Origin of the sequence: Nocardioides marinisabuli (genome assembly GCF_013466785.1) — a bacterium.
In the GTDB taxonomy this organism is placed as follows: domain Bacteria; phylum Actinomycetota; class Actinomycetes; order Propionibacteriales; family Nocardioidaceae; genus Nocardioides; species Nocardioides marinisabuli.
In genome coordinates this window covers 1,496,663-1,514,788 of sequence record NZ_CP059163.1, presented here as the reverse complement: position 1 = coordinate 1,514,788, position 18,126 = coordinate 1,496,663, and the positions used below count along the sequence as shown (strand labels likewise).

The 18,126-nt window shown below is 74.2% G+C and carries 18 protein-coding genes and 1 pseudogene; 11 read left to right on the top strand and 8 right to left on the bottom strand.

Going from position 1 to position 18,126, the window contains the following annotated elements:
- The first annotated feature begins 5 nt into the window (after nucleotides 1-5).
- The 6 genes from H0S66_RS07325 to H0S66_RS07300 all read left to right on the top strand — a co-directional run bounded on the left by H0S66_RS07325 (nucleotide 6) and on the right by H0S66_RS07300 (nucleotide 4,794).
- The gene (locus H0S66_RS07325) at nucleotides 6-1,022 is read left to right on the top strand and encodes an ABC transporter ATP-binding protein (RefSeq protein ID WP_258017146.1); all 1,017 of its coding nucleotides are present in this window, start codon (nucleotides 6-8) and stop codon (nucleotides 1,020-1,022) included.
- Nucleotides 1,019-2,104 carry an ABC transporter ATP-binding protein gene (locus H0S66_RS07320; RefSeq protein ID WP_179614807.1) on the top strand — a complete coding sequence of 362 codons (1,086 nt, stop codon included), beginning with the start codon at nucleotides 1,019-1,021 and terminating at the stop codon, nucleotides 2,102-2,104. Before H0S66_RS07325 ends, H0S66_RS07320 begins: the two co-directional genes overlap by 4 nt.
- Nucleotides 2,105-2,232: 128 nt before the next feature.
- On the top strand, nucleotides 2,233-3,048 hold the full coding sequence (locus tag H0S66_RS07315; RefSeq protein ID WP_179614806.1) for a LysM peptidoglycan-binding domain-containing protein: 816 nt from the start codon (nucleotides 2,233-2,235) through the stop codon (nucleotides 3,046-3,048).
- A gap of 14 nt (nucleotides 3,049-3,062) precedes the next feature.
- Nucleotides 3,063-3,812: an SDR family oxidoreductase gene (locus H0S66_RS07310; protein WP_179614805.1), complete on the top strand. Its 750-nt coding sequence runs from the start codon at nucleotides 3,063-3,065 to the stop codon at nucleotides 3,810-3,812.
- 20 nt (nucleotides 3,813-3,832) lie between these two features.
- Nucleotides 3,833-4,603 (top strand): cyclase family protein, encoded by a 771-nt coding sequence (locus H0S66_RS07305; protein WP_179614804.1) that lies wholly within the window; start codon nucleotides 3,833-3,835, stop codon nucleotides 4,601-4,603.
- Nucleotides 4,600-4,794, top strand: coding sequence for a hypothetical protein (locus H0S66_RS07300; RefSeq protein ID WP_179614803.1), 195 nt, complete (start codon nucleotides 4,600-4,602; stop codon nucleotides 4,792-4,794). The genes H0S66_RS07305 and H0S66_RS07300 overlap by 4 nt, the downstream gene beginning before the upstream one ends.
- On the opposite strand, the gene H0S66_RS07295 is transcribed toward H0S66_RS07300, so the two are convergent.
- On the bottom strand, nucleotides 4,791-5,315 hold the full coding sequence (locus H0S66_RS07295; protein WP_179614802.1) for an RDD family protein: 525 nt from the start codon (nucleotides 5,313-5,315) through the stop codon (nucleotides 4,791-4,793). The two genes, H0S66_RS07300 and H0S66_RS07295, sit on opposite strands and share 4 nt — an antisense overlap.
- A gap of 108 nt (nucleotides 5,316-5,423) precedes the next feature.
- The gene (locus H0S66_RS07290; RefSeq protein WP_179614801.1) at nucleotides 5,424-6,080 is read right to left on the bottom strand and encodes an NAD(P)H-binding protein; all 657 of its coding nucleotides are present in this window, start codon (nucleotides 6,078-6,080) and stop codon (nucleotides 5,424-5,426) included.
- Between the two features lie 173 nt (nucleotides 6,081-6,253).
- Between H0S66_RS07290 and H0S66_RS07285 the strand changes: the two are divergent.
- Nucleotides 6,254-6,841, top strand: a pseudogene (locus tag H0S66_RS07285) (enoyl-CoA hydratase-related protein); the annotation flags it as partial.
- 92 nt (nucleotides 6,842-6,933) lie between these two features.
- Here H0S66_RS07285 and H0S66_RS07280 read toward each other — a convergent pair.
- Nucleotides 6,934-8,229 (bottom strand): glutaminase, encoded by a 1,296-nt coding sequence (locus tag H0S66_RS07280; RefSeq protein WP_179614799.1) that lies wholly within the window; start codon nucleotides 8,227-8,229, stop codon nucleotides 6,934-6,936.
- Nucleotides 8,230-8,295: 66 nt separating this feature from the next.
- Here H0S66_RS07280 and H0S66_RS07275 point away from each other — a divergent pair, with 66 nt between their 5' ends.
- Complete coding sequence (locus tag H0S66_RS07275) at nucleotides 8,296-8,700, top strand: nuclear transport factor 2 family protein (protein WP_179614798.1); 405 nt, start codon at nucleotides 8,296-8,298, stop codon at nucleotides 8,698-8,700.
- A 6-nt stretch (nucleotides 8,701-8,706) separates the two neighbouring features.
- Here H0S66_RS07275 and H0S66_RS07270 read toward each other — a convergent pair whose 3' ends face one another.
- From H0S66_RS07270 to H0S66_RS07260, 3 genes are all read right to left on the bottom strand, one after another.
- A complete protein-coding gene (locus H0S66_RS07270; RefSeq protein WP_179614797.1) occupies nucleotides 8,707-9,897 on the bottom strand; it encodes a cellulase family glycosylhydrolase in 1,191 nt (396 codons plus the stop codon).
- A gap of 95 nt (nucleotides 9,898-9,992) precedes the next feature.
- Entirely contained in the window at nucleotides 9,993-10,949 is a 957-nt protein-coding gene (locus tag H0S66_RS07265; RefSeq protein ID WP_179614796.1) for a succinylglutamate desuccinylase/aspartoacylase family protein, read from the bottom strand.
- A 1-nt stretch (nucleotide 10,950) separates the two neighbouring features.
- The gene (locus H0S66_RS07260) at nucleotides 10,951-11,379 is read right to left on the bottom strand and encodes an ATP-dependent zinc protease family protein (RefSeq protein ID WP_258017145.1); all 429 of its coding nucleotides are present in this window, start codon (nucleotides 11,377-11,379) and stop codon (nucleotides 10,951-10,953) included.
- Between the two features lie 69 nt (nucleotides 11,380-11,448).
- Here H0S66_RS07260 and H0S66_RS07255 point away from each other — a divergent pair, with 69 nt between their 5' ends.
- Both H0S66_RS07255 and H0S66_RS07250 read left to right on the top strand, forming a co-directional pair.
- On the top strand, nucleotides 11,449-12,639 hold the full coding sequence (locus H0S66_RS07255; protein ID WP_179614794.1) for a RimK family alpha-L-glutamate ligase: 1,191 nt from the start codon (nucleotides 11,449-11,451) through the stop codon (nucleotides 12,637-12,639).
- Nucleotides 12,640-12,662: 23 nt separating this feature from the next.
- The gene (locus tag H0S66_RS07250; RefSeq protein ID WP_179614793.1) at nucleotides 12,663-14,423 is read left to right on the top strand and encodes a DUF429 domain-containing protein; all 1,761 of its coding nucleotides are present in this window, start codon (nucleotides 12,663-12,665) and stop codon (nucleotides 14,421-14,423) included.
- Nucleotides 14,424-14,523: 100 nt separating this feature from the next.
- On the opposite strand, the gene H0S66_RS07245 is transcribed toward H0S66_RS07250, so the two are convergent.
- A complete protein-coding gene (locus H0S66_RS07245; RefSeq protein ID WP_218876246.1) occupies nucleotides 14,524-15,183 on the bottom strand; it encodes a nitroreductase family protein in 660 nt (219 codons plus the stop codon).
- Nucleotides 15,184-15,219: 36 nt separating this feature from the next.
- Nucleotides 15,220-16,809, bottom strand: coding sequence for a cation:proton antiporter domain-containing protein (locus tag H0S66_RS07240; RefSeq protein ID WP_179614792.1), 1,590 nt, complete (start codon nucleotides 16,807-16,809; stop codon nucleotides 15,220-15,222).
- A gap of 100 nt (nucleotides 16,810-16,909) precedes the next feature.
- Here H0S66_RS07240 and H0S66_RS07235 point away from each other — a divergent pair, with 100 nt between their 5' ends.
- Nucleotides 16,910-18,091, top strand: a complete 1,182-nt coding sequence (locus tag H0S66_RS07235) for a PQQ-dependent sugar dehydrogenase (RefSeq protein ID WP_258017144.1) — start codon at nucleotides 16,910-16,912, stop codon at nucleotides 18,089-18,091.
- Nucleotides 18,092-18,126 lie beyond the last annotated feature (35 nt).

Sequence of the window (18,126 nt, the reverse complement as noted above, 5' to 3'; positions counted from 1 at the left end):
CGGCCGTGGACGACACACCCGTGGGCGAGCCCCTGCTCGACGTGCGCGACCTGTCCGTCGTCTTCGGCGGTCGCGGGCGCCGTGACGTGGTGGCCGTCGACGAGGTCTCCTTCAGCGTGCACGCGGGCCAGCACGTCGGCCTGGTCGGCGAGTCCGGCAGCGGCAAGTCGGTCACCTCGCTGGCCGTGATGGGCCTGCTGCCGCGCCGCGCCGCCCGCACCAGCGGCCAGGTCCTCTACGGCGGGCGCAACCTCCTGGACGCCAGCGAGCGGGAGATGAGCAGACTGCGCGGACGCGAGATCGCGATGGTCTTCCAGGACCCGATGTCCTCGCTGAACCCGGTGGTGACCATCGGCGTGCAGCTGCGCGAGGTCCTCAGGGCGCACCTCGACGTCGACCGCGCGGAGGCCCAGGACCGGGCCGTGGCGCTCCTCGAGAAGGTCGGCATCCCCGAACCGGGCAGGCGGGTGCGGGAGTACCCCCACCAGCTCTCCGGCGGGATGCGGCAGCGGGTGCTGATCGCGATCGCGCTCGCCTGCGAGCCCAAGCTGCTGATCGCCGACGAGCCGACCACCGCGCTCGACGTCACCATCCAGGCGCAGGTCCTGGAGGTGCTCAAGGACCTCGTCAGGGACACCGACGCGGCGTTGCTGATGATCACCCACGACCTCGGCGTGGTCGCCGGCCTGTGCGACGACGTCAACGTCATGTACTCGGGGCGGATCGTCGAGGCGGCGGGTCGTGGGCCGCTGTTCGCCCAGCCGCGCCACCCCTACACCTCCGGCCTGCTGGCCAGCATCCCTCGTCTCGACCACCCGCGCGGCACGCCGTTGACCCCCATCCCGGGATCGCCCACCCAGACCATCCCCTGGACCCAGGGCTGCGCCTTCGCCCCGCGGTGCGGGAACGTCGTCGACGAGTGCACCACGCGAGCTCCGAGCCTCGAGCGCGTCGGCGACCGTGCCCTGCGCTGCTTCAACCCGGTGGCCGAGCCCGCGCCGTCCCCAGGAGCCTCCCCGTGACCGACCCCAGCCCGAGCCCCCGCCCCACTCCTTCGACCGGCGGCGCCGAGCCGCTGCTGTCCGTGCGCGGTCTGAAGGTGCACTTCCCGATCAAGGGCGGCCTGCTCGGCGGCCGCACCGTCGGTGCCGTCAAGGCCGTCGACGGCGTCGACCTCGACGTCGCGCAGGGCAGCAGCGTCGGCCTGGTCGGCGAGTCCGGCTGCGGGAAGTCGACCTTCGGGCGCGCCGTCCTCCGGCTCAGCCCGATCACGGCGGGCACCGTCCACTTCGACGGCACCGACGTCTCCGGCCTGCGTGGCGAGGCGCTGCGCCGCGCGCGCCGCGACATGCAGATGGTCTTCCAGGACCCGTTGGCGAGCCTCAACCCCCGGCAGAGCGTCGAGACGATCCTGACCGAGCCGCTGAAGGCGCACGGCATCTCCTTCGAGAAGGGCGCCCGCGTGCGCCAGCTGCTCGACCAGGTCGGCCTGCCGTCGAGCGCGGCGCAGAAGTACCCCCACGAGTTCTCCGGCGGCCAGCGGCAGCGCATCGGCATCGCCCGGGCGCTCGCCCTCGAGCCGCGCTTCATCATCGCCGACGAGCCGGTCTCGGCCCTCGACGTGTCGGTGCAGGCGCAGGTGCTGAACCTGCTGGAGGACCTCCAGGCCGAGCTCGGGCTGACCTACCTGGTGATCGCGCACGACCTGGCGGTGGTCCGCCACGTCTGCGACGTGGTCGCGGTGATGTACCTGGGCTCGATCATCGAGCAGGCCGACGCCGACGACCTGTACGACGAGCCGCTGCACCCCTACACCCGCTCGCTGATGTCGGCCGTGCCCGTCCCCGACCCGGTCGTCGAGGACACGCGCGAGCGGATCATCCTCCAGGGCGACCTGCCCTCGCCGTCCGACCCGCCCGCCGGCTGCCGGTTCCACACCCGGTGCCCCTACCGGCAGGAGACGCGCTGCGACGACGAGCGGCCCGAGCTGGTCCAGGTGCGCCCCGGCCACCGCGTGGCCTGCCACTACGTCGAGGAGATCGCGCGGGGCGACATCCGGCCGCGCCAGCTGACCGCCGCCGAGGTCGACGAGCGGACCGCCTGACCCGCCCCCTGGCCGCGTTGCGCGAAGCCACCACGCGCGGCCGCCGCCGCGGATACGGTCGGGGTGTCGCGGGCGACCCCCGACCGCCACCGCGACCGCCCCTGCCGCTCGACCCCCGGAGCACCCCCATGCCCCTCGCCGGTTCCGCACGCCTGCTCACGTCCGTCCTCGCCGTGCTGCTCGCGGCAGCCGTCCTCGCCGCGGTGCCCCCGGCCCAGGCCAAGGAGGTCGACGCCTTCCCGGTCTACCAGGGGCAGGTCTCCTGCGACCCGGTCGCCAAGCCGGGCGTGCTGGCCGCACGCAGGCTGCTGCTGGCGAAGTTCGGCGGAGGCAGCGGCGGGATCACCCGCGCGTGCAGCAGCGGTGGGCTCTCGGAGCACAAGGAGGGTCGGGCCTGGGACTGGTCGCTGCGCGCGTCGAGGGCCAAGGACCGGCGCATCGCCAAGCGCGCGACCGGGTGGCTGACCCGCAGCGTCGAGGGCGAGGTCGCGGCGCACGCCCGCGAGCTCGGGGTGATGTACATGATCTGGAACCGCCGCATCTGGCGCGGGTACGACGCCCGGTCGGCGTGGCAGCCCTACACCGGCGAGAACCCGCACACCGACCACATCCACCTCTCCTTCACCTGGAACGGTGCCACCAGGCGCACCTCCTGGTGGGCCGGCTCCCCGCGCGCCCTCGACCACGGCCCCTGCCCGAAATGGGTCGGTGAGCTGGCGGCGCCGTGGAAGGAGCCGAACCTCTCGCCCTGCCCGGCCCCGCTGCGACGACCGGTCGCCAACCACCGCGGCATCTACCGTGCCCAGGAGGGCGAGACGATCGCCCGGGTCTCGCGCTGGTTCGACCGGCCCAGCGCCAGGATCCGTCGCTGGAACGGGTGGCCGGCGCAGGGACGCGTGGAGATCGAGCCGGGGCAGAAGGTGCGCGTGCGCCCAGCCAGCTGAGGCAGGATGGGCAGATGAGGATCGCTGTCGCCGGCGGGACCGGTCTCCTCGGGCGTCACGTCGTCCAGGCACTCACGGCGGCCGGGCACACGCCGGTCGTCCTGGCCAGGAGCCGCGGGGTCGACCTGGTGACCGGCAGTGGCCTCGACGACGCCCTGACCGGTGCCGAGGCGGTCATCGACGTCAGCAACATCGCCACGACCGGCCGCCGGAGGGCGGTGCACTTCTTCGAGACCGCGACCACGAACCTGGCCGACGCGGGTCGGCGCGCAGGGGTGCAGCACCTGCTCGTCCTCTCCATCGTCGGCGTCGACCGGGTCGACCTCGGCTACTACGAGGGCAAGCGCCGGCAGGAGGAGGTCGCCCTGCGCGGTGCCGTGCCGGCGACCGTGCTGCGGGCCACGCAGTTCCACGAGTTCGCCGGCCAGCTGCTCGCGCGGGTCCCCGGCCCCGTCGCGGTCCTGCCCCGACAACGGATCCGTCCGGTCGCGGCCGCCGAGGTCGCCGCCGAGCTGGCCCGGCTGGCCCCGGTCGGGCCGCAGGGCCACGCGACCGAGATCGCCGGCCCGGAGGAGCACCAGCTGGTCGACCTGGCCCGCCGGGTCGTGCGCGCCGAGGGGCGCCGCCGCCCCGTGGTCGGCGTACGGCTGCCCGGGCGCGCTGGCCGGGCCATGGCGTCCGGCGGGCTGCTGCCCGGTGACGGTGCTCGGATCAGCACCCTGACCTTCGACGACTGGCTCGTCGGCGGCGTCACCGGCCTCTGACGCGAGCTAGCATCCGCGACATGGCCGACTCGCTGCTCGACGTCCTGACCCGCCTGCGTGCCTGTGAGTGGGTCGACCTGACCCACGCCTTCGGGCCGGGCATCCCGCACTACTTCGCCTTTCCCGACGAGGAGCGCGAGACCCTCTTCCACTTCGACGAGGGGGTCGGGTCGGTGGGCACCGGCTTCCTGGCCCACCGCTACACCCACATCGGGCAGTGGGGCACCCACGTCGACCCTCCGGCGCACTTCGCGCGGGGCGGGCGCTTCCTCGACGAGCTGCCGGTCACCGAGATGATCCTGCCGCTGGTGGTCGTCGACGTCCGTGACCAGGTCGAGGCCGACGTCGACCACGCCGTCACCCCCGCCGACATCGAGGCGCACGAGGCCCGGCACGGACGCATCACCCCCGGCTCGCTGGTGGCCCTGCTGACCGGGTGGGCGTCGCGCTGGCCCGACGGCAAGGCGATGGCCAACCGCGACGCCGACGGCGTCGCGCACTACCCCGGCTGGAGCGTCGAGGCGCTGCGCTTCCTCGTCGAGCAGCGCCAGGTCGCCGCGGTGGGCCACGACACCACCGACACCGACCCCGGCGCGGTGGTCGCCGGCGGCTCGGCGCCCGCCGAGACCTACATCCTGGGCGCCGACAAGTGGCAGATCGAGCTGCTCACCGACCTGCACCGGGTACCTGCCGTCGGGGCGCTGACCGTGGCAACCTGGCCCAAGCCGCGCGACGGCTCGGGCTTCCCGGCCCGGGTGTTCGCCATCGTCGACCGCGAGGAGAACCGATGAGACCCGAGCAGCGCCGCCCCGGCCAGTCCAACGCCGACTTCGAGGGGCGCGACCGGGCCAGCCGCGGCGTGTCGGGGTCCTTCCTCGGCACCTCGTCGCTGCACGGCGGCGGCGACCCCTCCTGGGCGCTGCGGCTGTGGCGGGCGCTCTTCGCCCGGCGCGACGAGCGTCGCGCCCGCCCCGGCGCCTAGCGGGTCGTGACCACCCGGGTGCCGACGGCCTTGTCGTGCCAGCCGCGGTGCAGCGGCTCCTGGGCGAGCAGGACCGCGTTGACGATCTGCGGGATGTAGCAGCCGATGTTGAGCAGCGCCAGGATGACCTGGCGGCCGGCCGCCTTGCCCCACCCGGGGACCTGGCCGTCGTCCATGCGCACGACCCGGGTGCCGAGCAGCTTCTTGGCCAGCGTCTGGCCGTACAGGGCCGTGGGCACGATGTAGTAGAGCGCCGCGACGACCAGGCTGACGACCATGCCGGTGGGGCCGATCTCGAATCCGATCTCACCGCCGCCGCTGGACGTCGAGGCGAAGGGCAGGGTCACGAGGGTGCCGACGATGGCCACGACCACGACGTCGAGCACGAACCCGGCGATGCGCACACCGGTGCCGGCGACGTCGTCGGCGCCGACCGGGGCGCCGTACCCGGGCTGGCCGGGCTGTCCGGGCTGCTGGCCGGGGTCGGGGGACTGGGGGTAGCTGCCGTAGTGGTCGCTCATGGGTCTCCTGCGTCGGCGGTGTCGTGCTGGACCCGGGCTCGGGTCCGCCCAGCCTAGGGGGAGCGGCCGGCGCCGGAGGGCCGACGGGCCCACCGGCGCCCGGACGGCTCAGCGCACGTGGCGCAGACCCTCCGCGATCGGGGTGTCCCCGTCGTTGAAGGGGATCTTGAGGCCGGCGACGGCCGAGGCCTCGGCGCCCGCGACAGCGCGGATCACCTCGGCGACGTTGCCGCGCGAGACCTGCCCGGCGTCCTCGGTGTGGACGTCGATCTTGCCGGTCGTCGGACCCTCGGTGAGGCCGCTGGGCTGGAGGATCGTCCACTTCAGCGCGGACTCCTCGAGGTGGGCGTCGGCCTGGGTCTTGGCCTCGGCGTAGGCGTAGAAGTCGTTGTCGGGCGGCACGCCGTGGTCGGGGCCCGCCCCGAAGTACGACACCATCACGTAGCGCTCGGCCCCCGCGGCCGCGGCCGCGTCCATCGAGCGGATCGCTGCGTCGCGGTCGACCGCGTAGGTCTTCTCGGCCGACCCGCCGCCGGCACCGGCCGCCCAGACCACCAGGTCCTGGCCGCGGAGCAGGTCCTCGATCTCGTGCTTCTGCATGGAGGCGATGTCGGCCAGCACCGGCTCGGCGCCCAGCTTGGTGATCGTCTTCGACTGGTCGGGGTCGCGGATCACGGACGTGACCTCGTGACCGTCCTCGACCAGCAGCGGCGTCGCCTTGCGGGCCACCTTGCCGTGGCCTCCGATGATGATGATGCGCGTCATGCGTCCTCCTCGATGGTTCGTGGGGGACGGGCCGCTGTCCGCGACCCGACACCGGGCCCGAGCGCGGGCCCGTCCCGATTGTGCCGAGCCCGGCTCGGCGCGAGCACACCCCCTCAGGTCCCGGTGGGCTCCCCCGACGTGTGCTCTGATGTGCCCGACGAGAGGAGCGCCGGATGCCGACGCTGAGCCAGGACGGCCCCCAGGACCGCCGCGTGTGGACCCTGCACCTGGGCGACGACGAGAACCGCTTCAGCCCCGCCTTCCTCGACGAGGTCGACGGCTTCCTCGCCGACCTCGCCGCCTCCAGCGAGCCCGCCGTGCTGGTCACCACGGGCGGCGGCAAGTTCTTCTCCAACGGGCTCGACCTCGACTGGCTCGGCGCCCACCCCGAGCGGCTCGGCGAGTACGTCGCGCGCGTGCAGGGCGTCTTCGAGCGGGTGCTGACGCTCCCGGTGCCGACGGTCGCGGCCCTCAACGGCCACGCCTTCGGTGCCGGCGCGATGCTCGCCATGGCCCACGACCACCGGGTGATGCGCACCGAGCGCGGCTACGTCTGCTTCCCCGAGGTCGACATCCTCATCCCCTTCACCCCGGGCATGAACGCGCTGGTCATGTCGAAGCTGACCCCGCGCGCCGCCGTCGACGCGATGACCACCGGGCACCGCTTCGGCGCCGAGGAGGCGCTGGCCGCCGGCATCGTCGACGCGACCGCCGAGGTCGAGGACCTCCACGAGGCGGCCGCCGCGCGGGTGCGCCACCTCGCCGGCAAGGACCGGGCGACGCTCGGCACGATCAAGCAGCGCATGTTCGCCGACGTCGTGGCCGCGCTGCGGCTGCCGAGGCCTGACGGGGCTCAGGCGTGCCCGCGCGCCGCGGCCTCGGCGACCGTCGCCACCACCGGCGGGCGCACCCCGCCGCCGCAGTCGGGGTCGGGCAGGGTCGACTCGGGGTCGACCAGGGTGACCCCGCAGCCCTCCAGCTGCAGGCGCCGCACGGTCTCGAGCAGCATCCGGCGGGCCACGTCGTTGATCGAGTGCACCCGGGTCAGGTCGAGCACCACCGCGTCGGAGAGCCGGCCCGCGGCGTCGGCGTCGGCCAGGTCGCGCACCAGGCGCTCGGCGCCCGCGAACTGCAGCGAGCCGTGCAGGGCGAAGACCATCGCGGCGCTGCCGTCGACGTACTGCACCGTGTGGGTGCGCCGGATCGTGGAGCGCGCCGGCTGCGGCGGGTCCATCATGTGCAGCCCCATGTCGGCCGAGAGCCGGCGGCACACCTCGACCCCGCGCACGCTCGAGCCGTGCGGGTCCAGGCGGGGCGAGAACGCCGCGATGCCCAGCTGGCCCGGCAGCGCGCCGATGATGCCGCCGGAGACGCCGCTCTTGGCCGGGAAGCCGACGGTGGAGATCCAGTCGCCGGCCGAGTCGTACATGCCGCAGGTCGCCATCACGCTCATCACCTGGCGCGCCACCCACTCCTCGACGACCCGCTCCTCGCTCAGCGGGTGCACGCCGCCGTTGGCCAGGGTCGCGGCCATCAGCGCCAGGTCGCGGGTCGTGACCCGCACCGAGCACTGCCGGGTGTAGGCCGCCACCACGTCCTCGGGATCCTCGACGATGGAGTCGCGGCTGCGCAGCATGTTGGCGATGGCGTAGTTGCGGAACGCCGTCTCGCTCTCCGAGGCGTACGCCGCCTCGTCGACGGCCAGGGGCCGCCCGGCGAAGGCGGAGAGCCCGGCCAGCACCTGCTCGCACCGGCCCTGCGGGTCCTGGGCGTCGCCGACCATCGTGTGCACCACGATCGCGCCGGCGTTGATCATCGGGTTGAGCGGGCGCCCCGAGCCCTTCTCGAGCGACAGCTCGTTGAACGCCTCGCCGGAGGGCTCGACGTCGACCTGGTCGAGCACGGCCTCGAGCCCGCGCTGCTGCAGCGCCAGCGCGTAGACGAACGGCTTGGAGATCGACTGGATCGTGAACCCGGCCGCGCAGTCGCCGGCCTCGTAGACCGCGCCGTCGACGGTCGCGAGCACCACCCCGAGCTGGTCGGGGTCGACCTGCGCGAGCTCGGGGATGTAGTCGGCCACGGCACCGCTCGCGTCGGCGGCGACGGCGTCGAGGACCTCGACGAGGTAGTCCGGGATGGGGGTGTCCACCCGGGCAGGATGCCGCCTGCCCGGCGGCGGGTGTCAATCGGTGGTGGCCGGTGGTGGGATGGCCCCATGGACACCACCGCCGCCCTCGCCCGCTGGCACGCCGTCGCCGAGGCCGGCGACCCCGCGGGCCTGCCCGACCTGGTCGCCGCCGACGCGGTCTTCCGCTCCCCGGCCGTGCACACCCCGCAGGAGGGCCGCGACAAGGTCGTGGCCTACCTCGCCGCGGCCTTCGCCGTGCTGGGGCCGGGGCTCGCCTACCGCCGCGAGTGGCTGGGCGAGGACTCGGCGGTGCTGGAGTTCACCACCGAGGTCGGCGGCAAGCAGGTGCAGGGCGTCGACATGATCACCTGGGACGACACCGGCCTGATCAGCGACTTCACCGTGATGGTGCGCCCGCTGCAGGGCCTGCACGCCGTCATCGAGGCGATGGGCGCCGAGCTGCAGCGGATGCTGGAGGCCTCGGGCCGCTGAGCCGGCTCAGCGCCCGGTCCAGGCCTGCACCGCGCGGTAGACCGGCTTGGGCTTGATCCCGTTGGTCATCAGGCCGTAGCCCTTCATGTGCCGCCCGGCGTCGGTGCGCGCGCGCTCGTTGTAGAGGAACGCCTTGCGCACGAACGGGAAGCGGGTGCGCAGCGCCTCGAGGGCGGCGACCGTGAAGTCGGCCTGCTGGCGCTTGCTGACCCCGCGCTCCCACGGCTGCTCGTCGCCGCGGTCGCGGTGCGAGGACCAGCCGAACTCGGTCACCCACACCGGGCGCCGGTCGCCGTGGCGGCGCATCAGGTCCCGCACCTCGCCGAGGTGGCTGAACTCCCAGTGCGCCTCGCCCGAGCCCGACATCGGGCCGGTGTCCGACGGCGACTGGTAGGGGTGGGTGGCCAGCACGTCGAAGCAGTCGCCCGCGCCGGCGTCGTACGCCGCCTCGATCCAGGTCGAGTCGTTGTGCATGGTGCCGCCGAAGACGACGTCGGTGCCGCGGGCCGCGGAGGCCTGCACCGCGTCGTAGCCGGCGCACAGCAGGTCGGCGTACGCCGCCGCGTCGGCGCCGGCGAGGAAGTCCTCGGAGTTCGGCTCGTTCCAGACCTCCCAGGCGTCGACCTCGCCCTGCCAGCGCTCCGCGGCCCAGGCCAGGGCCCGGCCGTAGTCGCGGGGGTCGGCGGGCAGCGACCGGGCGCCGGCCTCGGGGTCGGCCCAGTCGGGGGTCAGCCAGAAGGTGGCCAGCACCTTGAGCCCGCGGTCGGCGGCCATGCCGACCACGCGGTCGACGAAGCGCACGCCCCAGCCCTGCGGGTCGATGCGGCCGGCGGTCGGCTGGATCATCGACCACGACATGTCCAGGCGCACCCAGCCGGCGCCCATCTCGACCAGCCGGTCGAGCACCTCTTCCCGCTCGGGGTCGGAGTAGGAGGACCACATGCCGTGGAACTGCACGCCCACGGCCGGGCCGCGGGCGTTGCGCCGCCGCTGCTGCACGTCGTACGACGCCGCGGCGGGGGCCGTGGCGACGGTGGCAGGGGCGGAGGCCGCAGGAGCGAGCGACGCGGGGGGCGCGGGGGGCGCGGCGGGTCCGGCGGTGGCGGGCAGGGGGCAGGCGAGCAGGCCGGCACCGAGCGCGGTGGCTGCCAGGCGGCGGAGCGCGGGGGTGCGCGGCGCCTCGGGGGAAGGACGCACGGAGGTTCTCCAGGGGGGTGGGGGGACTCGCAGTCTCACCCGGCCCCGCGCGGCGGCGCCTCCGCCGATCGGTCAGTCGTGGCCCACCCGGGAGGTCAGTCCTCGACCTCCGCGAGGTGGACCACGGCGTCGCCGGAGTTCACTAGGGGCGCCTCGGTGCGGCCCACCACGATGCCGGCGCGGTCGGCGTGCACCAGCCGCACCCGCTTGCCGAAGGAGTCGAAGAGCCCGCCGAGCCGGTCGCCCTTCTCGACGCGCTGGCCCAGCTCGGCCTCGAGGTGCAGCATCCCGGTGCCCCGGGCCCGCACCCAGCCGCTGCGCCACGACTCGAGGCTGGGGGTGGGCGGCTCCTCCTCGACCGGCTCGGTCATCCCGAGCGCGGCGAGCACGCGGCGTACGCCGCGCACGCCGGCGTCGATGGCCCAGGGGTCCATCCGCCAGGCCTCCCCGGCCTCGTAGAGCAGCACCTTGGCGCCCTCCTCGCGGGCGGCGTGGCGCAGCGAGCCGTCGCGCAGCCGGGCGTGCATCATCACCGGCGCGGCGAAGGCCTCGGCCAGGCGGCGGGTCTCGGGGTCCTCGAGGTCGGTGCGGATCTGCGGCAGGTTGGTGCGCCGGTCGGAGCCGGTGTGCAGGTCGATGCCCACCGAGCACTTGGCGACGACCTCGGTCATCATCAGGTGCGCGATCCGCCCGGCCAGCGAGCCGCGGGCCGAGCCGGGGAAGGAGCGGTTGAGGTCGCGGCGGTCGGGCAGGTAGCGGCTGCCGGTCATGAAGCCGAGCACGTTGACGATCGGGATCGCGATCAGGGTGCCGCGCAGGGTGCGTGGGTCGAGGTCGGCCAGCACCTGGCGCACCACCTCGACGCCGACGGCCTCGTCGCCGTGGATGGCGGCGTCGACCCACACCGTCGGGCCGTCCTCGCGCCCGTGCACGACCCGCACGGGCAGGTCGACCTCGGCGCCGGTGACCAGGCGGGTGATGGGCAGCGCCAGCGACTGCACCCGGCCCGGGCGCACCCGCACCGGGCCGATCTCGAAGGAGGGGCGCGCCATCTCAGCGGCCCCGGTTGCGGCGGCGCACGGCCACGGGCGGGCGGGGGCCGAGGTAGGAGCGACCGGGGTCGACGACGAAGCCCTGGCGCAGCGCCTCGCGCCCCACCAGCATCCGGAAGCCCATCTCGTCGCGGCGGCTCAGGCTCATCTCCACGGTGACGGTGTGCCCGACCAGCGTGATCGGCATCGGCACGACGTAGCGCTCCTCGACGTGGCCCGACGACGAGCGCACCTCGCGGGTGTCCAGGACGGTGCTCTCCACGACCACGGCGTCGTCGTCGGTGGCCTGCCAGGGGTGCACCGAGTAGCGCACCATCGTGACGCCGTCACGCTCGAAGGACTCGAGGTCGAAGGCGTGGATGGCGGAGGTCCGCGCGCCCGTGTCGAGCTTGGCCTTGATCCACTCCACGCCGGCGTCGGGCAGGCTCACCCACTCGCGCCACCCTGCGAGGGTGTAGGAAAGTCCCGTCTCCACCGTCGCCTCTCAGTCTGGGTACCCATGAAACTCGCGATCCTGTCCCGCGCGCCCCGGTCGTACAGTACGCAGCGCCTGCGCACGGCCGCCCTCGACCGGGGTCACGAGGTCAAGGTGCTCAACACGCTGCGGTTCGGCATCGACCTGTCCGGCGACGAGCCCGACCTGCAGTTCCGCGGCAAGCGGCTCTCGCACTACGACGCGATCCTGCCCCGCATCGGCAACTCGATCACCTACTTCGGCACCGCGGTGGTGCGCCAGTTCGAGCAGATGGACGTCTACACGCCGAACACCTCGTGGGGGATCACGAACTCGCGCGACAAGCTGCGCGCCACCCAGATCCTCTCGCGCCACCACATCGGGATGCCGGCCACGACGTTCGTGCGCGACCGCGCCGACGTGATCGCGGCCATCGAGCGGGTCGGCGGGGCGCCGGTGGTCATCAAGCTGCTCGAGGGCACCCAGGGCATCGGCGTGATCCTGGCCCCGACCCTCAAGGTGGCCGAGGCGATCATCGAGACGCTGCAGAGCACCCGCCAGAACGTGCTCATCCAGCGCTTCGTCAGCGAGAGCAAGGGCCGCGACATCCGCGCCCTGGTGGTCGGCGACCGGGTGGTCGCGGCGATGCGGCGGGTCGCGCAGGGCGACGAGTTCCGCTCCAACGTGCACCGCGGCGGCATCGTGGAGGGCGTCACCCTCGACGAGGACTACGAGCGCGCGGCGGTGCGGGCCGCGCAGATCATGGGCCTGCGGGTGGCCGGCGTCGACATGCTCGAGGGCAACGAGGGACCGCTGGTGATGGAGGTCAACTCCTCCCCGGGCCTCGAGGGCATCGAGCGCGCCACCGACCTCGACATCGCGGGCTCGATCATCGACCACATCGACAACCAGGTCGCCTTCCCCGAGATCGACGTGCGCCAGCGCCTGACCGTCTCGACCGGGTACGGCGTCGCCGAGATCGCCGTGCAGGCCGCCTCCGACCTCGTCGGCAAGACGCTGGGCGAGTCGGGGCTGCGCGAGCGCGACATCTCGGCGCTCACCCTGCAGCGCGGCACCAGCGTCATCCCCAACCCGCACAGCCGCCACGTGCTCGAGGCCGGCGACCGGCTGCTGTGCTTCGGCAAGCTCGAGGAGATGCGCTCGATGATCCCGGGCCGGCGCCGGCGCACCCGCCGGGTCAAGAAGCTGCCCGCCGAGCCGATCCACGAGGCTTGAGCGGCGTACGAGAGGCTGGGGGCATGCACTACGTCGGCGTCGACCTCGCCTGGGGCGAGCGCGCCCCGACGGGGGTGGCGGTGCTCGACCCCGAGGCGCGGCTGGTGCACGTCTCGGCGCAGCGCAGCGACGACGAGGTGGTGGCCGCGGTCGAGGGCGTCGTGGCGGGCGGGGCCTGCCTGGTCGCGGTCGACGCGCCGCTGATCGTGCGCAACGCCAGCGGCAACCGCGGTTGCGAGGCCGCGCTGAACAAGGACTTCGCGCGCTTCGACGCCGGGGCCCACCCCGCCAACACCGGCAAGCCGGAGTTCGCCGAGACCCCGCGCGGGGCCCGGGTGGCGGGCCGCCTCGGCCTCGACCTCAACCCCCGCTCGGGGCGCCAGCGCCGCGCGATCGAGGTCTACCCGCACCCCGCGACCGTCTCGCTGTTCCGCCTGGGCCGCACCCTGAAGTACAAGCACAAGCCCGGCCGCGACCTCGAGAGCCTGCGCAGCGAGCTGCTGGCCCTGATGGGCTACCTCGAGACGGTCGTGGTCACCGCCGGCGAGCCGTGGGCGCGGCTGCGCGACGCGGTCGAGGGCGCCACCCGCAAGAGCGAGCTGCGGGTCGTGGAGGACCAGGTCGACGCAGTCGTCTGCGCCTACGTCGGGCTCTTCGCCGACACCCACCCCGAGGAGACCACGACGTACGTCGGGCCCGACGGCGGCTGGGAGGACGGCTACGTCGTGGTGCCCACGCTGCCCGCCGACCTCGAGCCCAGCCCGCGCCGCGCCCGCCCCCGGGTCGACCCGGTGCAGGCGGCCACCCAGGCCTACGCGGCGCGGCTGCCGCAGCTGCGCGACGCCGGCGAGCGCTACGTGCGCCTGGTGCAGTCGATCCTCGACGAGGCCGGCATCAACTACCTGTCGGTCACCGGGCGCACCAAGTCGGTGGCCTCCTTCGCCGCCAAGGCCGCGCGCACCGTCGACGGTCGCCCGGGCGGCCGGGCGATGTACCGCGACCCGCTCACCGAGGTCACCGACCAGCTCGGGGTGCGGGTGATCACCTACGTGCAGCGCGACGTCGAGACCGTCGCCGACCTGCTCGGTGACCAGCTGGTCGTGCACGACGACCGCGACATGGGCCGCGAGACCGCCAGCGAGGGCCGCTTCGGCTACGCCAGCCGGCACCAGGTGATCGGCCTCGACGCCGCGCGCGAGGGCGACCCCGACTGGTCACCGCTGCGCGGGCTGGTGGCCTCGGTGCAGATCCGCACCGTCCTGCAGCACGCCTGGGCCGAGTTCGAGCACGACATCCGCTACAAGGGCGTGGTGCCCGAGGAGCACGCGCGCGACTTCGACCGCCGCTTCACCCTCGCCGCCGGGCTGCTCGAGCTCGCCGACCGCGAGTTCGCCACCATCCGCGACCGGCTCCAGGCCACCGACCCGCGCACCGAGGAGCCCGCCGGCCCCGACGCCGACCCGCGCCTGGACCCCCGCGAGCTGGCGGCCTTCCTCGCCGGGCAGTACGCCGACGCCGGCTGGTCGCGCACCGACCACTACGCCTGGATCTCCGGGCTGCTGCTCGAGCTCGGGATCACCAGCCTCGGCGAGCTCTCCGAGGTGCTGATGGGCGTCGACGAGACCCAGATCAACGAGCACATGGACTACCGCTACCCGCCCGGTGCGGTGCGCCGCCTCGACGACGCGCTCCTGGCGTCGTACGCCGAGGGGTACGTCGAGCTGCACGGCAACGCCCACCGCGTCGACCTGCTCCGCGCCCGGCTCGCCAAGCTCACCGGCTGAGCGGGCGCCGCGGGAGTTTCATCGGGCACCCGATGGAGCTCTCGCCGCCACGACGAAGGTTCATGGTCCCGCCGACAGTTCCGTGCAGGCGGCCCGCGCCTCAGACCCGCACCAGCACCTCCTTGAGCGGCTTGCGCTCGAGCGCCGGCACCCGCGCGTCCTCGGCCGGGTGCCCCACCGCGACGACCACGAAGCCGCGCTCCTCGGGTGGACGGCCCAGCACCTCGCCGAGGAACCGCATCGGGCTCGGGGTGTGGGTCAGCGTGGCCAGGCCCGCCTGGTGCAGCGCGGCCAGCAGGAAGCCGACGGCGATGCCCACCGACTCCTTGACGTAGTACGGCTTGGGGGAGGTGGGCCCCGCGTGCACCTCGAAGACCACCACCAGCGCGGCCGCGTCGGTCAGGAACGGCTTGGTCGCGTCGGTGCCGAGGGGAGCCAGCGCGTCGAGCCACTCCTCCGAGGCCCGTCGCTCGTAGAACTCCCGCTCCTCGGCCTCCGCCGCCTCGCGCAGCCGCCGGCGTACGTCGGGGTCGGTGACCACCACGAAGCGCCACGGCTGCACGTGCGCCCCGCTCGGGGCACTGGCCGCGGCCCGCACCGCGTCCTCGAGGACGCCGTCGGCGACCGGGCGCGAGGAGAAGTCCCGCACCGTGCGCCGGCGCACCAGGTCGTCGGCGAACGCCGCCACCCGGGCCCGGGCCTCGTCGTCGGGCAGCGACAGCTGCGGGGCGGGGACGCTCGCTCTCTGGCCGGGGGTCACCACCTCACCCTGCCAGAGCCGCGCCGCCGAGCAGGCTCAGTCGTCCTCACGGCGCAGCCCGGCCGCCTGCGCCGCGCGGTCGGCGAGCTCGGTGCCGGCGCCGTCGTAGAGCTGGAACCCCGCCGAGGCGCCGAGGGCGCGCGCCTGCCGCAGGTCGGCGTCGTACTGCGTGACGACGGCGACGACGCCGGTGAACCCGCTCGAGCGCAGCTGCAGCAGCGCGTCGAGGTTGTTGCCGTGGAACGGCATCGCCAGCAGCACGACGCGCACGTCGCCGGTGCGCAGCCGCTCGTAGAACTCCGGGTCGGTGGCGTCGCCCTCGATGACGTCGATGCCCTCCTCGAGCAGCCGTGCGACTCGGTCCCCCGAGGTCTCGACCCCGACCGTGGCCAGGCCGTGCACCTGCTCGAGCCGCTCGTACGCCGACCGGCCGACGCGCCCCATGCCCAGCACGACCGCCTCGGCGTGCCCGACGTCGAGGGGGCGGTCCTCGGGGTGCAGCCGGTCCTCGGCGCGCTCGGGCACCAGCCGGGAGAGCACCCCGACCAGGTACTCGGGTCGGCGGCCCACGGCCGTGCCGACCACGAAGCTGGCCGCGATCGCGGTGGCCAGGGTGACCACCCACTCCTCGCCCAGCACCTCGGCGGACGACGCGACGGCGACGATCAGCCCGAACTCCGAGAAGTTGGCCAGGGTCGACCCGGTGAGCACCGACGTACGCCGCCGCAGGCCGGCGTGGCTGAGCAGCAGCGCGAAGCCGATCGCCTTGAGCGGCAGCAGCAGGACCACGAGCAGGAGCGCGACCACGAGGTGCTCGGCGTCGGGCAGCGCACCGAGGCCGATGGAGACGAAGAAGCCGACCAGCAGCAGGTCCTTGAGCGTGAAGAGGCTCTTCGCGAGCCCCTCGGCGCCAGGGCGGCCGGCCAGCAGCATCCCGACGACCAGGGCGCCCAGGTCGCCCTTGAGCCCCACCGCCTCGAACAGCGCGTAGCCGGGCACCAGCGCCAGCACCAGCCCGAAGAGCGGCCGCAGCTCGTCGTGCCCGATGCGGGCCAGCACGGTGCGCAGCACCCAGGCGCCGGGCAGGAGCAGCAGCACCACCACCGCCCACGGGCTGGGCGGCTTGCCGCCCGAGGCGGCCAGGTAGACCACGGCGGCGAGGTCCTGGACGATCAGCACCCCGATGGCGGTGCGCCCGCCCAGGGAGCGCGCGGCGCTGCGCTCCTCGAGCGTCTTGACCACGAAGACGGTGCTGGAGAACGACAGCGCGAAGCCGACCAGGACCCAGGTCCGCCAGTCGCTGCCCTCGAGCAGCGCGACGCCGCCGACGGCGACCAGCGCCACCACGCCCGCGCCGAGCAGGGTCGAGCCGACCAGGTGGGCGGTGGCGGTGGCCAGCACCTCGCGCTGGGCCAGCTGGCGCAGGTCGATCTTGAGCCCCACCCCGAAGAGCAGCAGCGTCACGCCGAGGTCGGCGGCGGTCTCGAGGGCCGGCACCGACTCCACGCCGACGATGTTGAGCACGAAGCCGGCCACCAGGAAGCCCAGCAGCGGAGGCAGGCGCACCACGGCGGCAGCCATGCCGCCGAGCAGCGCCACGACCAGGATCGCCGTCATGTCGTCCATGGGGTTCCTCCTGCCGACAGGGCTGATCCTTCCAGCACGTCGGGCGGGGCGCCCAGTGCGGGTGGGCCCGGTCGTCAGGTCGGCCTGTCACGCTGGAGCGGTGACCCCTCGCGTACGCCGTCCCCGCGCCGCCCGGGTCGCCGCCGCCGTGCTGGCCCTGCCCGTCCTGGTCGCCTGCGGCGCCGACCCCGAGCCCGGTGAGCGGGCCAACGCCCCCAGCGGCTCCACCCGCACCGCCGGCCCCGCCGACGACCTGCCGGCCGATGACCCGGCGGCGCTGGGGCAGCGGCAGGTCACCACCGGGCTGACCAGCCCGTGGGGCCTGGCGGCGACCGGTGACGGCCGGGTGCTGCTGAGCGAGCGCGACACCGGACGGATCCTGCTGCTCGACCCGGCCACCGGGCAGCGCGAGGAGCTGCGGACCCTGCCCGACGTGGTGCCCGGCGGCGAGGCCGGTCTGCTGGGGCTGGCGCTGACCCCCGACGAGTCCGCCCTGCTGGCCTACTACACCGTCGAGGAGACCAGCAGGATCGTGTCGATGCCCTGGGACGGGCAGCGGCTCGGCGAGCCCGAGGTGCTGCTCGCCGGCATCCCCGGTGGCGCCGGCTACCACCAGGGCGGCCAGCTCGTGGTCGGGCCCGACGACCTGCTCTACGTCGGCACCGGCGACAACGGCGTGCCCGAGTCGGCCCAGGACACCGGGTCGCTGTCCGGCAAGGTGCTGCGCCTGACGCTCGAGGGCGAGCCGGCTCCGGGCAACCCCTTCGACAACGAGGTCTACAGCTACGGGCACCGCAACGTGCAGGGCCTCGCCTTCGACGAGCAGGGCCGGCTGTGGGCCTCGGAGTTCGGGGCGAACGCCTTCGACGAGCTCAACCTGGTCGAGGCCGGCGCCGACCACGGCTGGCCCGACGTGGAGGGCAGCGGCGGCGGCGAGGGTCGTACCGACCCGGTCGTGGTCTGGAGCACCGCCGACGCCTCTCCCTCGGGGCTGGCCTTCTGGGACGGGTCTCTGTGGATGGCGGCCCTGCGCGGTCAGCGGCTCTGGGAGATCCCCCTGGCAGCGGGCGCCGAGGGCGCTGAAGGCGATGAGGGCGAGGCGGGCGTCGAGCAGCCCGTGGCCCACCTCGCCGGTGAGCTGGGCAGGCTGCGCAGCGTCCTGGCCCTGCCCACGAGCGGTGCGGGCGGTGCGGGCGAGCTGCTGCTGGTCACGTCGAACACCGACGGACGTGGCGAGGTCCGCGACGGCGACGACCGGGCCCTGGCGCTGACCCGGCCCTGACCGCGCGGGTATGAGCCGGGTCGGTGCGAGATCTG

What these genes read in the sequence shown, in the direction of transcription:
- H0S66_RS07315 (WP_179614806.1), top strand. Translation starts at nt 2,233, where the DNA reads ATGCCCCTCGCCGGTTCCGCACGCCTGCTCACGTCCGTCCTCGCCGTG.
- H0S66_RS07310 (WP_179614805.1), top strand. Translation starts at nt 3,063, where the DNA reads ATGAGGATCGCTGTCGCCGGCGGGACCGGTCTCCTCGGGCGTCACGTC.
- H0S66_RS07305 (WP_179614804.1), top strand. Translation starts at nt 3,833, where the DNA reads ATGGCCGACTCGCTGCTCGACGTCCTGACCCGCCTGCGTGCCTGTGAG.
- H0S66_RS07300 (WP_179614803.1), top strand. Translation starts at nt 4,600, where the DNA reads ATGAGACCCGAGCAGCGCCGCCCCGGCCAGTCCAACGCCGACTTCGAG.
- H0S66_RS07295 (WP_179614802.1), bottom strand. Translation starts at nt 5,315, where the DNA reads ATGAGCGACCACTACGGCAGCTACCCCCAGTCCCCCGACCCCGGCCAG.
- H0S66_RS07290 (WP_179614801.1), bottom strand. Translation starts at nt 6,080, where the DNA reads ATGACGCGCATCATCATCATCGGAGGCCACGGCAAGGTGGCCCGCAAG.
- H0S66_RS07275 (WP_179614798.1), top strand. Translation starts at nt 8,296, where the DNA reads ATGGACACCACCGCCGCCCTCGCCCGCTGGCACGCCGTCGCCGAGGCC.
- H0S66_RS07265 (WP_179614796.1), bottom strand. Translation starts at nt 10,949, where the DNA reads ATGGCGCGCCCCTCCTTCGAGATCGGCCCGGTGCGGGTGCGCCCGGGC.
- H0S66_RS07255 (WP_179614794.1), top strand. Translation starts at nt 11,449, where the DNA reads ATGAAACTCGCGATCCTGTCCCGCGCGCCCCGGTCGTACAGTACGCAG.
- H0S66_RS07250 (WP_179614793.1), top strand. Translation starts at nt 12,663, where the DNA reads ATGCACTACGTCGGCGTCGACCTCGCCTGGGGCGAGCGCGCCCCGACG.
- H0S66_RS07240 (WP_179614792.1), bottom strand. Translation starts at nt 16,809, where the DNA reads ATGGACGACATGACGGCGATCCTGGTCGTGGCGCTGCTCGGCGGCATG.